Raw genomic sequence first — 13572 nt, forward strand, 5'->3', positions numbered from 1 at the left:
TCGAAAACCGATATTCAGCCGCCGACTCACCATTCCGGCGGCTTCGTCATTCCATGCAAATCGGCATTCTTATCGCCTTCGCGGGCTATTTCGCGTTCGCCTGCGGAGATGCGACCCTCAAGGCGCTGGGCGACGACCTGCCGATCTACGAGATCGGGTTCTTCACCTCTCTCTTCGCCATCCTGCCGGCTCTCTTTACCAAGCGTCCAGAGGACAACTGGCGCAACGTCTTCGTACCGAACCGGCCATTTCTTCTCAGTCTGCGCGTACTTTTCGGCGTCGTCGGCATGTTGAGCGCCGTTCTCGCCTTCACGACCTTGCCGCTTGCAGAGGCCTATGCGCTGATCTTTTTGCTTCCAATCTTCGTCACCGTTTTCGCGGCGATTTTTCTGAAGGAAACAATCGGCTGGCGGCGATGGAGCGCCGTCGTCACCGGGCTCGCCGGCGTGATCCTTGTCGTACGTCCCGGCTTTCAGGAGCTTGTGCCGGGGCATTTCGCGGCGATCTCTGCTGCCATATGTGGCGCCGGAACGGTGTTGGTGCTGCGCATGATCGGACCGAGCGAACGGCGTGTGACCCTGATCGGAAGCGTTCTTCTGGGCGCCGTGATCTTCAACGGCATTCTGATGGTGCCGACATTCGCCGATCCGATGCCATTCATGGGGCTGCTTGTTTTCGGGGGCCTCTGCATTGGGCTCGGACAAACGGGACTGGTCTTCGCCACACGCTTTGCGCCCGCGTCCTATGTCGCACCGGTCCAGTACAGCCAGATCGTCTGGGCGGCGGTGCTCGGCGCTCTTTTCTTCGGCGAGTTTCCGGATGCGACCGCCTACGCGGGCATGGCTCTGATCGGGGCGTCCGGCCTGTTTACGTTTATCCGAGAGAGAAAGATGACCCGCTGGTGGCAGAGAACGCCGCTGATCCGAAACCGCTGAAGAGGCTCGCCTATGGGCCGATCAGGCTTTGCGCGCCATTCGGGCCGCTCGGCGGGCGCGGGCTTCGTCGATGCTGTCGAGGGTGACCTCGGGCAGTTTCGTGCGCCAACCGGTGGCTGCGATCATGACGACCCGGTTGCCGCGAAAATCCTTCTCGACACCGATCAGGCCCCGATCCTCCATGAAGGACAGGAGAAACCGACCACGGGACGGGGAGTGGCTGCCATAGGCTTTCGCCAGCATCACGTCGGACGGAGATTCGGCTTCGTCGCGGGCAGCGCGCGCGAGCATCATGAACACGCCCTGCATCTCTTCGGGAAGTTCGGCCGAGACGGCGACGACATCGGCCCATTCGTCATCGGTTTCATCACCGGCGATGCCCGCGCGCGCAAGCGACAGCCGGCGGCGAAAGGCACCCATGTCGGTTTCGGCGCCGCGCAGCCGCTTCAGCCGGCAATGGGTCAGAAATTCCTGGTAGAGCACCGGTACGGGCCGGAAGGCAGCGTCGGGATCGTCGAGCATTTCTGCGAAGATCCTATCGACAGCCTCGGCCCGTTCTTCCGGGGTGCGCGGATCCTCGTCGACAGGCGAGCCGGGATCGTTCGCCGGACCGGAGGAGATCACCTGCGAGAGGAGTTCGGAGGTTTCGACGCGTGGCGGCTCGCAGGCCGAAACGGATTGCCAAGGCGGCATCTCGCTATGGCGGACGGACCCTCTCTCGGGACTGCGTTCGGGCTCGGGCGCCGTCAGCACCAGATCGGCGAGAGCGTCCGGCGAAACGTCGGGAAGCGGCATCAGCGTCGGGCGACCGGAGCGGGCGGCGGTCTCGACGGCGCCGATGCGGATCGGGATCGGGCGGCGGAAGAGCGCGGGACCGAGGGCGATGAAGTTGCCGGTCTCCAAGTCGCGAAAGCGCTCGGCCCCGCGTCGGTCGATGCCGATGAGATCCGCAGCGCGCTGCATATCGATGTCGAGAAAGGTTCGTCCCATCAGGAAGTTAGAGGCTTCCGCCGCGACGTTCTTGGCGAGCTTGGCGAGGCGCTGGGTGGCGATGACGCCGGCAAGCCCGCGCTTGCGGCCGCGGCACATGAGGTTCGTCATCGCGCCGAGCGAGGCACGTCGGGCCTCTTCGGAATGCTCGCCGGCCATGGCGGGCGCGAAGAGGTGCGCCTCGTCGACGGCGATCAGCATCGGAAACCAGTGGGAGCGGTCGGCCTCGAAGAGTCCGTTCAGGAAGGCCGCCGCGCACTGCATCTGGACGTCGGCGTCCAGCCCTTCAAGCGTCAAGACGACCGAAGCCCGATGCTGGCGGATGCGATTTGCGATCCGCGCGAGATCGTTCGGCGTGCGATTGGCGTCGACAACGACATGCCCGTAGCGATCGGCCAGCGTGACGAAATCGCCTTCCGGATCGATGATCGCCTGCTGCACCCAGCCCGCGCTTTTCTCCAGAAGCCGGCGTAGGAGGTGAGACTTGCCGGAACCCGAGTTGCCCTGAACCAGAAGCCGGGTCGAAAGCAGTTCCTCGAGGTCGAGTTCCGCCGGTTCGCCGGTATGGGTGGTTCCTAAATCGACCGCGACTGTCACTGTAATCAGGGCTCCTTGGTCAGAGCAAGCGGACGGTGACGGTATGGTCGAAAGCTCTCGCGCCTGCCTGGCGACCACCTAACATGGGACGGCGCAACATTCTGGATCGTATCTGCGGCCATCCACAGCTGAATCCGGCCAGGCGGATATCGCATACGGAACGACCCCTCGGAGAGACTTTCATCTCTCGGAAGGGCCGCTCGAATGATGTCGATTTATGCGTCGTTCCGCATGTCGGTAAATGACGATGCGGGGTCCACCAACCACGCCGGCGACGCGAGCCTTTTAACACCCGTTTCACTGTTTGGACCGCACCGTGGACGCTTTCCACAGACAAGTCCTGTGGACAATTGAAGGTTTCGCAAAGAGACTTCGACGGGTCGTTCCGCCATCTAACGAAACGTCAAGTTGTGGACTATGGCCTTGTTCAAAATCGTCGCAATCTGCTGTTCGGGCAACACAACGCGCTTATGTACAACCCGGTAAGACACCGCGTAAGTGTTTCGCCGGTCCTGAAGCTCCGGATAAAATAGCCTCGACATGCTCGAAAGTTTCGATCCCGTCCTCCTCGCCCGCATCCAGTTCGCCTTCACGGTGTCGTTCCACATCATTTTTCCAGCGTTCTCGATCGGGCTGGCCTCCTATCTCGCCGTCGTGCTCAGCCTTCATACGATCACCGGTCGGGAAGTGTTTATGGACATTTTCCGCTACTGGGTGAAGATCTTCGCGATCGCCTTCGGTATGGGCGTCGTCTCCGGCATCACCATGAGCTACCAGTTCGGCACGAACTGGTCTGTGTTCTCCGACAAGACGGGGCCGATCCTGGGTCCCTTGATGGCCTATGAGGTGCTGTCCGCCTTCTTCCTCGAAGCCGGCTTCCTCGGCATCATGCTGTTCGGCCGGAAGAAGGTTGGCCCCACTCTGCACCTGATCGCCACATGGGTGGTCGCCATCGGCACGGTCGGCTCGGCCTTCTGGATACTCTCGGTGAACTCATGGATGCACACGCCGGCGGGCTTTGAGATCAACGATGCCGGCCAGTTCGTGGCGACCGACTGGTGGGCCGCCGTCTTCAACCCCTCCTTCCCCTACCGCCTCGTCCACATGGTGCTCGCCGCCTACCTGACGACGGCTTTCATCGTGGGCGGTGTCGGGGCCTTCCATCTTCTCAGAAACCGGAGCAATGCGGGCGCTCGCATGATGTTCTCCATGGCGATGTGGATGGCCGCGATCGTCACGCCGATCCAGATCATGGCAGGCGATCTTCACGGGGTGAACACGCTCGAGCATCAGCCTGCGAAGATCGCGGCGATGGAGGGTCATTTCGAAACGAATTCGGACGGCGCGATGCCGCTTTATCTTTTCGGCATTCCGGACATGGAAGCCGGCGAGATGAAGTATGGCGTCTCGATCCCCTATCTCGGCTCGATCATTCTCGATCACTCGCTCGATGGGGAGATACAGGGCCTTTCCGAATTCCCACGTGAGGACTGGCCGAATGTCGGCATCGTCTTCTGGTCGTTCCGGGTGATGGTCGGGCTGGGTTTTGCCATGCTCGGCATCGGGCTCTGGGCGCTCTGGGCGCGCTACCGGGGCACGCTCTACGAAAGCACCTGGCTGCACCGCGCGAGCGTCGCGATGGGGCCGATGGGCTTTGTCGCCGTGCTTGCCGGATGGATCACCACCGAGGTCGGTCGCCAGCCCTTCACGGTCTACGGCCTGTTGCGGACCAGCGACAGCGTCTCGCCAGTCGCGGTCGAGGCGGTGGGGACATCGCTCGTCGCCTTCATCGTCGTCTATTTCATCCTCTTCGGCGCCGGGACCTTCTACATCGTCAGGCTGATGGGCAAGGAGCCGTCGCCGTGGGATCTCGACGAACCGGCGCATCAGCCGATCCGCTCGGCCGGCGTGACGCCGGTGCAGGCGCTGGAAGGCCAGCGCGGCCCGGACCCGGCCGGCACACCGGCGGAGTGAGGGAAGCCCAAGGATGTATTCAGTCGATCTCACCGTCATCTGGGCCTTCCTCATCGCCTTCGCGGTCATCACCTATGTGATCCTCGACGGTTTCGATCTCGGCACGGGCATCCTCTTCCCGTTCCTTGGCAACGGCACCAATCGCGACATCGCGATGAACTCCGTCGCGCCGATCTGGGACGGCAACGAGACATGGCTGATCCTCGGCGGTGGAGGGCTCTTCGCAGTCTTTCCGCTGGCCTATGCGATCATCATGCCGGCGATCTACGCGCCGATCATCGTCATGCTTCTCGCTCTCATTTTCCGCGGCGTCGCCTTCGAATACCGCTTCAAGACCGAGCGCGGACGCTGGTTGTGGGACGTCTCCTTCTTCATCGGCTCGCTGTTCGCGGCGTTCTCCCAAGGCATCGCCCTCGGCACGCTCGTCCAGGGCATCGAGGTCGAGGGACGGGCCTATGCAGGCGGCTGGTGGGACTGGCTGACGCCTTTCTCGATCGCGACGGGCCTCGCCGTCGTCTTCGGTTACGCGCTTCTCGGCGCCACATGGCTGGTGATGAAGACGGAAGGCGAGATCGCTGGCATTGCGCGGCGGTACGCATTGCTTCTCGGCGTCATTACGCTCTGCGCGATCGGCGGCGTCTCGCTCTGGATGCCGTTTCTGGAGGACGAGTTCTTCGCGCGCTGGTTCGCTCTGCCGGAGTTTTTCTATGTCATGCCGGTACCGATCTTTACGGCTTTCGCTGCCTTCAGCCTTTTCCATTCGCTCCTGACGGGCGGCGAAATCCGACCGTTCATCTCGGCGCTCTCTCTGTTCGTTCTCGGCTATGTCGGTATCGGCATCTGCTTCTGGCCGTTCATCATCCCGCCGACTGTCACGATCTACGAGGCGGCAGCGCCTGAGAATTCACAGATCTTCTTGCTGGTCGGGGCGAGTGTTCTGATCCCGCTCATCTTGATCTACACCGCCTATGCCTACTGGGTTTTCCGCGGGAAAGTTTCGGCGGACACCGGATATCACTGATGCCGCGCTTCGAAGGTACAACAGAAGGGTGCGGAAAGGGTGTCCGCAAACCGGAGACGCCGGAAACGCTTCCGAAACGGCTCGGCTGGTTCGTGCTTTTCTGGATCGGCGGCGTGGGAGCGGTCTCGGCGCTTGCCTATGCCATCAGATGGATGATCCTCTGAAGCGTCAGGCCGTCTTCGTCTGATGCCAGTGGACGACGGTCATCGAAGGCTTGAATCCGCGATAAGGTCCGACCTTCTCGGCGATTTCGACCCCGATGCGTGAGAGCTCGCCGCCGAGGCGAGCGTGAAGATCGATCAGGATCACTTCCGACTCCAGCGTCACTGCATGGGCAACAAGACGCCCGCCCGGCTTGAGATTCTCCCAGCAGGCATCGAAGATTCCGTCGGTAAGTCCGCCGCCGATAAAGATCGCATCCGGTGCAAGAAGGCCCGCAAAGGCGACCGGTGCCTCTCCTGCGACGATCTGGAGATCGGGCGTTCCAAGGGCGGTCGCATTCTCGCGAATCATCGCGCAACGGTCCTCGCGCGGCTCGATGGCGATCGCAGAGAGCCGCGCATCGACGCGCAGCCACTCGACGCCGATGGAACCGCAGCCCGCCCCCACATCCCAGAGGAGATCCCCCGGCATCGGCGCGAGGGCCGCAAGGGCGAGCGCCCGCATGACGCGCTTGGTCATCTTTCCGTCGTGGACGAAGGCGTCGTCGGGCAGGCCTGGCAAACGCGGACGCGGCGTCGCGGCTGGGCCCGCGCGGCATTCGATGGCGACGGTGTTCAACGGCATGATATCTGTGAGATGAAAACCGGCGGCGCCGGTTTCACGCACGCGTTCGTCGTAGCCGCCGAGATTTTCGCAGACATAAAGTCGGCTCTGGCCGTATCCACGAGCCGTCAGAACCCTTGCAATCTCGCGAGGCCCCTCACTGCCGCCGGTCAGGACGATCAGCCGGGCGCCGGGCGCTGTGTGGCGAACGAGGTTCTCCACCGGCCGGCCATGAGCCGTCAGGCAGACACAGTCCTGAAGCGGCCACACGAGACGCGCGGCGGCGAGCTGGAAGGCGGAAAGAGAGGGTATGACGCGAATGGCATCGGAGCCGAACCGCTTCGCCAACGTCGCGCCGACGCCGTACCAGAGCGGATCGCCTGTCGCGAGAACGACGACATTCTCTCCGGCAAGATTCTCGATCGCATCGAGATTGGCCTCGAAGGGCGAGGTCCAGGCGGTCTGTTCGGCCCGGGTGGCGCCGAGCATTTCGAGATGACGCTCGCCGCCGAAGATCGCGTCTGCTTCGGCGAGAACGATATGGGCCTCGTCGGACAGCGCCGAAAGCCCGTCCTCGCCGATCCCGACGACCGTCAGCCAGGCCGCGTCAGCCGCCATCGCCTTCTCCCAGACCGAGCCCCTTCGAAAGTGCGTTGACCGCCGCCGCCGCCATGGCGCTGCCGCCAAGGCGGCCATCGAGGGTGATGAAGGGCACGCCGCGCGGATTGGACTTCAGTTCGGCCTTCGCTTCTGCGGCTCCTACGAACCCGACCGGCAGGCCGATGATCAGCGCCGGCTTCGGCCCGCCCTCGTCGAGCTTTTCGAGCAGACGGAAGAGCGCCGTCGGTGCGTTGCCGATCGCGACGACAGAGCCCTCGATGACGTCGTTCCATAGGTCGATCTGTGCGGCGGACCGAGTGGTTTCGTCGCGTCGCGCGATCTCGCGGACCTTGGGAAGGTTGAGGCGGCAGACTACCTTGTTTTCCGCCGGAAGCGCCGAGCGGATGACACCGTGGGCTACCATCTCCGAATCGACGATGACGCTCGCGCTCCCCTCAAGCGCGGCACGCCCGCTGGCGACGGCGTCCTCGGAGATCGTCAGGCTCTCCGCAACCTCCGGAATACCGCAGGCGTGGACGATCCGGATGACCAGATCATGCGCCTCCTCGTCGAAGCGTGAGAGATCGATGGCCTCTCGGATCTGCCGGAAACTCTCCGCATAGATCTGTTCGGGCGAGCGCAGATAGTCGAGGCGTCGTTTGCCGCCGTTTCCGTTCTCCGAAGACGCTCCGGTGCCGGCCGCCTGCTGCCAGCCGAGCCCGACGATCCAGCCTTCTTCGGCAACAACGGTCTCGACATCTTCCTGAGAAAGATCGGCAGGAACGGAGAGATAGGACTTGAAGCGATTCTCGATGTCACGCTTGGCAAAGATTTCCGCCAAGGTTTCCACCTGATCGGCGTCGAGGGGTCGCCCGCTCTGCCGCTGGATATCGAAAAGGCTCGGATAGATTTCGGCGAGGACGATCGGCGCGTCCATCACTTCTGTAAAGCGTGTCTCAAACGGCCAGACTGCGATCTTCTCGGCGAATTCCTCGTCCCCTCGCAGCCTTTCGAGCTGGGCGATACCGGTCATCGCTTGGCTGCCGACGCTTCCGGTATAATGCATCTTCCAAACCGGCTGAGCGCGGTCCGTACGGCCCTCGGCGATGCGCTTTTCGGCCAGGGCGTCCGGATATGGCTCGGGCTTCTTCGGTGAAAGACCGGGAATGTCTTGGAATTCCGGCCGTCCCCAGAACATCGGGGCATGGGCGAGCTTGTCGCGGTTCAGTCGCCCAGCGATCTCGAACCGATTGTTGAGGTTCGAGTCCAGATCCTGAATGTTGCCGGCGAAATAGCTCCAGAGTGACTGCCAGGAGGCCTCTCCGGAAATCGCCTCGGCACCACCGCGCGGATAGCCGAAGGGAAAATCGAAGCCGGCGAAGACGCGCTGGTTTGCGTCGAGTCGCTCGCGGAAGAACTGGCGGAGCTTGGCCATCGCGCCTGCGCGTGTCGACACGTTGACCGTTTCGATCGGCCGAACCTCGTTTTCCTCGCGTTCGGCAAAGCTCATCCAGATCGAATTCGCGCCGACGGCCGGCACATTGGCGGCGGACCAGTCGACGACGACATAAGCATCAAAAAGCGGCAAACGATGTGACTTTCAAGTTATCGAAGACCCCAAGCGACTTCGTTTGAGTGTACGCCGTCCATCCCCGACGGCAGCCCCCGGCCGCGTCATGTGTTCGAACCAAGCATCACGGAAAAGAGGCGAAAGTCCAGTGGAGACGCCGTTTTTGGGCCGCCCCGAGACTCGCCGGACGCCAAGCGAAAGCATCGCGCAAGGTTCAGCGACCGGTAGCTGCATCAAGAAGTCGGCAGGGTCTGATCAGAGCGAGGACACGAGGTGCCCGCCGTCCACCACCAGTTCCGACCCGGTCATGTAGGCGCCGGCATCGGAGCTCAGAAGCAGGAGGGCCCCGTCGAGATCCGCGTTCTGGCCGAGACGCCGCTGCGGGATGCGCTTGATCAGCGCCTTGCCGGCTTCGGAGGCGAAGAAATCGGCGTTCAGCGGTGTTTCGATATAGCCGGGGCAGAGCGCGTTGACGCGGATGCCGTAGCGCGCCCACTCGAGCGCCATCGCCTTCGTCATCTGGATCAGCCCGGCCTTGGAGACCGAATAGGGCATCACGCCACCGGCGACACGCAGGCCGAGGATCGAGGCAATGTTGACGATGGAGCCGCCCCTTTCCGCTTCCTTCATCGCTTTCGCCGCCGCTTGAGCGACGAGGAAGGCGCCCTTGAGATTGGTGTCGACGACCTTGTCCCACTCCGCTTCTTCCACCTTGATCGCCGGATGGGTCAGGGTGACGCCGGCATTGTTGACGACGATGTCGAAGGGGCCGTTGGCGAAGATTTTTGCGACACTCGCCTCGTCAGTCACATCGAGTTCGACGGCCTTCGCCTTGCCGCCCTCACCAGCGATCGCGTCGACATTCTCCTTCAGCGCATCGAGCCGACGGGCGGCCAACGTCACCTCGGCACCGGCCTTGGCCAGCACTCTCGCGAAATGCTCGCCCAGTCCGCTCGACGCCCCTGTGACAAGGGCGGTTCTTCCGCTGAGATCGAAATGCATTGGCTTGTCCTCCCGCATGACGTCAGTCGCATGCGCTCGCGAGGATCGCGCGGCATGCGTCTCGAAGCCGAGTTAGGACAGGGCATGAACCGCGACAGGGGCCGAACCGGCCCGGCGAGATGCACGGGGTTGCTCGATCGATCGCGACCGGTCCGCACTGGCAAGGAGAGGCCGACCGCCTATTGTGCAGTGAAGGCCAAGTGATACGGCCCGCATTCGCAGCGCTTGACAACGGCGCGCGAGGAGAAGGCGTTGGGAGGCGCTTTGATGGATTTCAGGATTTCGCCGGAACTCGAGAAGCTGCGAACGCAGATCGCGGATTTCGTTGCAAACGAGATCATGCCGCTCGAAGAACGGCCCGACGCCTATGATGGCCACGGCAATATCGACGAGGCGCTCCTATCCGACCTCCGCGCGAAGGCGAGAAGCGCCGGCCTCTGGTGCCCGCAGCTGAAGCACGAAAACGGCGGTCTTGGCCTTTCGAAGACCGGGATGTCGGTTCTCTACGAGACGATGAATCGCTCGATCTTCGGCCCGGTCGTCTTCAATTCTGCGGCGCCCGACGACGGCAACATGATGGTGCTGGAAGCGCTCGGCACGGATGAACAGAAGGAGCGCTGGCTCAAACCCATCGTCGAAGGCAAAGTCCGCTCGGCCTTCGCCATGACCGAGCCCGAACCGGGCGGCGGCTCGGACCCCTCCATGATGCTGACCAGGGCCGTGCGCGATGGCGACGACTGGGTCGTCAACGGGCGCAAGTGGTTCATCACGGGGGCGGAAGCGGCCGATCATTTCATGCTGATCGCGAAAACCGCCGACGACAAGCGGCGCGGCCATACCTGCTTTCTCTTCCACAAGAGCCAGCCGAACTGGAAGATCGTTCGCCGTATACCGATCATGGGCCCTGAAGAACACGGCGGCCATTGCGAGTTGGAATTCACGGACTTCCGCATTCCGCATTCCGATATCCTCGGCGAGGAAGGCCGCGGCCTGAAGGTCGTCCAGACCCGCCTTGGCCCCGCCCGCCTCACCCACTGCATGCGTTGGCTGGGCCTTGCAAAGCGTTGCGTGGAAATCGCGACGGACTACGCGGAGCGTCGCGAGGGCTTCGGCGTGAAACTGATCGATCGCGAGAGCGTGCAGGTGATGCTCGGCGATCTCGCGATGCAGATCGAGGTCGGGCGCCTTCTGGTGATGAAGGCGGCGTGGGAGATCGATCAGGGCCGCTACGGCCAGAAGGAAATCTCCATGGCGAAGATCCACGTCGCCAATCTCCTCCACACGGCGGCGGACCGCGCGATCCAGATCAACGGCGCGCGGGGCTATTCGAAGGACACCGTGCTCGAATGGATCTATCGCTACGCGCGGCAGGCGCGGCTGGTCGACGGGGCGGACGAGGTCCACAAGATGGTGCTGAACCGCCATCTCGGCGATCTCGGCACCGACTTCTGGCACTGGGACGTGGAGGGTGAGGATGCGTGACGAAGAGCACCTCAGGCCCCGCCCAGCGAACTTCAACCCGCTGACTCCACTGGATTTTCTCGACCATGCGGTGAATTCGCTCCCGACGAAGACGGCCGTCGTCTGGCGGGATCGAAGCTGGACCTGGAGCGAATTTCACCAGATCGTCCTGCGCCTCGCGAAGGCCCTGAAGGATCGCGGCATCCAGAAGGGCGACGTCGTGTCGATCATGTGCCCAAACCGACCGGAGATGTTGGCGGCGCACTACGCAATCCCAGCGCTCGGCGCGGTGCTGAATTCGGTGAACACGAGGATCGAGGCGAAGGACGTCGCCTTCATCCTGAAGCATGCCGAAAGCCGCCTGATCCTGGCTGACCCGACATGCGCCGATGATGCGCGCAAGGCCGCACAAGAAACCGGTGTTCCGATCGAGGTTTTCGCCGAAGATGGCGAGAGCGGCGACGGACTCAAGCTGCTCTCCGGCGAGAGGCCGCCCGAGATCGACCTCATCGCCGAGATCACCGACGAATGGCAGCCGATCGCACTCAACTATACGTCAGGGACGACAGGCAATCCGAAGGGCGTGGTGCTGCACCATCGAGGGGCCTGGCTCAACGCTGTCGGCAACATCACAGCACTGCAGTTCAACGACAAGACGGCTTATCTTTGGACGCTGCCGATGTTTCACTGCAACGGCTGGTGTCACACCTGGTCGATCACGGCAGCGGGCGGCACGCATGTCTGCCTCGACAAGGTTGTCCCAGAGGCCGTCTTCGAGGCGATGGACAGAATTGGCGTCACCCATCTCTCCTGCGCGCCGGTCGTTCTATACATGCTGATCAACTCCGACGCGAAGGAGAAGCGCGATGCGAGCCGCCGCATCACGGTCGCGACGGGCGGCGCGGCGCCGACGGCCTCTCTTATCAAGCAGATGGACGCGCTCGGCTTCGACTTCATCCATCTCTACGGTCTCACCGAGTGCTACGGTCCGACCTCGATCCGCGAACTGAACGAGCACGAGGCCGGTCTCGACGTCGAGGAACGGGCGAATCTCCTTGCGCGCCAGGGCGTCAGGCATCTGTCGGCGAACCGCATTCGCGTCGTGAACGACGAGGGCGCCGAGGTGCCAGCGGATGGCACGACCGTCGGCGAGATCGTTCTCACCGGGAATACGCTGCTGGCAGGCTATTACCGGAATCCCGACGAAACCGAGAAGGCATTTGCCGGCGGCGGCTTTCATACGGGCGATCTCGCCGTGAGGCATCCAGACGGGCATATCGAGATCAAGGATCGGGCAAAGGACGTCATCATCACCGGCGGGGAGAACGTGTCCTCCTTGGAGGTGGAGGACGTCCTGTCGAAACATCCGGACGTCGCGATCGCGGCCGTGGTCGCCAAGCCAGATGAAAAATGGGGCGAGATACCGATGGCCTTCATCGAGGCGAAGTCCGGGACTTCGCCTCAGCCGGAAACGCTCGAAACCTTTTGTCGGGAACACCTGCCGGGCTTCAAGATCCCCCGTGCCTGGGCGTTCTGCGAACTGCCGAAGACCGCGACCGGCAAGATCCAGAAATACGTGCTGCGCGAACAGGCGGCCGAAAAGGCGGCGGGGGCAAACGGTTGAGCGAGAACAGCCAGGAAAAACTCGGCATCGATCCGGATGTGCTGAAGCGGTTTCTCGATGAAAGGCTCGGGGCAACCGACGACTTTACCATCAAGCGGATCAGTGGCGGGCAGTCGAACCCCACCTTCCGGCTCGGCCACGGCGGCCGCCGCATGGTGCTGCGCAAGCAGCCGCCGGGCGAACTCGCCAAGGGAGCCCACCGGATCGACCGCGAATACCGGGTGATGGAGGGGCTTTCGAAAACCGACGTCCCGGTGCCGGCGATGATCCTCTACCACGAAGATGCCAAGCTTCTCGGAACCCCGTTTTATCTTATGGAGGAGGTCGATGGCCGCGTCTTTCACGAGGCGGCGATGGACGGCGCTTCGCCGGAAGAGCGCGGCGCGATGTACATGGCGCTCGCCGATACGCTCGGAAAGCTTCATGCCGCCGACTACGAGGCCGTCGGCCTCGGCACCTTCGGGCGGCCGAACGACTATTTCGCGCGGCAGATCGCGCTCTGGAGCGGCCAGTTGGAGAAGTCGACCGGCGAGCCCATACCGGAACTCGAAAAGCTGTCGGGCTGGATGAAGGCGAATCAGCCCGAGGACGACGGCCTTTCGGCGATATCCCATGGCGATTTCCGCGTCGGCAACATGATGTATGCGCCGGACGGCACCGATATCGTTGCCGTCCTCGACTGGGAACTCTCGACCATCGGTCATCCGCTGGCCGACCTCGCCTTCTGCTGCCTGCCCTGGCACACCTCGTCGAACGAATATGGCGGGATCCTCGATCTCGATATCGCGTCGCTCGGCATCCCGGCGGAGAACGACTTCGTTGCCCGGTACCGCAAGACCATGCCGCAGGTTCCGGCGCCGGGCGCATTCCATGTCGCCTTCGCGCTCTTCCGATTCGCCGTCATCTTCGTCGGCATTGCGGATCGCGCCCGGCGGGGCAATGCTGCCGATCCGGAGGCGGAACGCTATGGCCCGCTAGCTCAACGCTTTGCGATCCGGGCCTTCGAGGTGATCGAGGGAAAATAGGACGCAAA

General features: G+C 62.9%; 11 protein-coding genes. 7 read left to right on the plus strand and 4 right to left on the minus strand.

Annotated features, from left to right (window positions below; translation table 11 throughout):
* The first annotated feature begins 53 nt into the window (after window positions 1-53).
* Window positions 54-935, plus strand: a complete 882-nt coding sequence (locus FP2506_RS08585) for a DMT family transporter (protein ID WP_007067053.1) — start codon at window positions 54-56, stop codon at window positions 933-935.
* A gap of 21 nt (window positions 936-956) precedes the next feature.
* Here the strand turns inward: FP2506_RS08585 and FP2506_RS08590 are convergent, their stop codons facing one another.
* Window positions 957-2522, minus strand: a complete 1566-nt coding sequence (locus tag FP2506_RS08590; RefSeq protein WP_007067054.1) for a helicase HerA domain-containing protein — start codon at window positions 2520-2522, stop codon at window positions 957-959.
* Window positions 2523-3062: 540 nt separating this feature from the next.
* Here FP2506_RS08590 and FP2506_RS08595 point away from each other — a divergent pair.
* The 3 genes from FP2506_RS08595 to FP2506_RS18710 are packed head-to-tail and all read left to right on the plus strand — an operon-like array spanning window position 3063 to window position 5681.
* Window positions 3063-4496, plus strand: a complete 1434-nt coding sequence (locus FP2506_RS08595) for a cytochrome ubiquinol oxidase subunit I (protein WP_007067056.1) — start codon at window positions 3063-3065, stop codon at window positions 4494-4496.
* A gap of 13 nt (window positions 4497-4509) precedes the next feature.
* Entirely contained in the window at window positions 4510-5517 is a 1008-nt protein-coding gene (gene cydB, locus FP2506_RS08600; protein ID WP_007067057.1) for a cytochrome d ubiquinol oxidase subunit II, read from the plus strand.
* Window positions 5517-5681 (plus strand): hypothetical protein, encoded by a 165-nt coding sequence (locus tag FP2506_RS18710; protein WP_007067058.1) that lies wholly within the window; start codon window positions 5517-5519, stop codon window positions 5679-5681. The genes cydB and FP2506_RS18710 overlap by 1 nt, the downstream gene beginning before the upstream one ends.
* Before the next feature lie 4 nt (window positions 5682-5685).
* Here FP2506_RS18710 and FP2506_RS08605 read toward each other — a convergent pair whose 3' ends face one another.
* The 3 genes from FP2506_RS08605 to FP2506_RS08615 all read right to left on the minus strand — a co-directional run bounded on the left by FP2506_RS08605 (window position 5686) and on the right by FP2506_RS08615 (window position 9454).
* The gene (locus FP2506_RS08605) at window positions 5686-6900 is read right to left on the minus strand and encodes a bifunctional cobalt-precorrin-7 (C(5))-methyltransferase/cobalt-precorrin-6B (C(15))-methyltransferase (RefSeq protein WP_007067059.1); all 1215 of its coding nucleotides are present in this window, start codon (window positions 6898-6900) and stop codon (window positions 5686-5688) included.
* Window positions 6890-8470, minus strand: a complete 1581-nt coding sequence (locus FP2506_RS18345; RefSeq protein ID WP_007067060.1) for a precorrin-8X methylmutase — start codon at window positions 8468-8470, stop codon at window positions 6890-6892. The genes FP2506_RS08605 and FP2506_RS18345 overlap by 11 nt, the downstream gene beginning before the upstream one ends.
* A gap of 237 nt (window positions 8471-8707) precedes the next feature.
* A complete protein-coding gene (locus FP2506_RS08615; protein WP_040489603.1) occupies window positions 8708-9454 on the minus strand; it encodes an SDR family NAD(P)-dependent oxidoreductase in 747 nt (248 codons plus the stop codon).
* Window positions 9455-9721: 267 nt separating this feature from the next.
* On the opposite strand from FP2506_RS08615, the gene FP2506_RS08620 reads away from it, so the two are divergent.
* Genes FP2506_RS08620 through FP2506_RS08630 form a run of 3 tightly spaced genes read left to right on the plus strand, consistent with a single transcriptional unit; the run spans window position 9722 to window position 13564 of the window.
* On the plus strand, window positions 9722-10936 hold the full coding sequence (locus tag FP2506_RS08620; protein WP_040489039.1) for an acyl-CoA dehydrogenase family protein: 1215 nt from the start codon (window positions 9722-9724) through the stop codon (window positions 10934-10936).
* Window positions 10929-12539: an AMP-binding protein gene (locus FP2506_RS08625; protein ID WP_007067063.1), complete on the plus strand. Its 1611-nt coding sequence runs from the start codon at window positions 10929-10931 to the stop codon at window positions 12537-12539. The genes FP2506_RS08620 and FP2506_RS08625 overlap by 8 nt, the downstream gene beginning before the upstream one ends.
* The gene (locus tag FP2506_RS08630) at window positions 12536-13564 is read left to right on the plus strand and encodes a phosphotransferase family protein (protein WP_007067064.1); all 1029 of its coding nucleotides are present in this window, start codon (window positions 12536-12538) and stop codon (window positions 13562-13564) included. Before FP2506_RS08625 ends, FP2506_RS08630 begins: the two co-directional genes overlap by 4 nt.
* Window positions 13565-13572 lie beyond the last annotated feature (8 nt).

It is taken from the genome of Fulvimarina pelagi HTCC2506, assembly GCF_000153705.1.
Lineage (GTDB): Bacteria > Pseudomonadota > Alphaproteobacteria > Rhizobiales > Rhizobiaceae > Fulvimarina > Fulvimarina pelagi.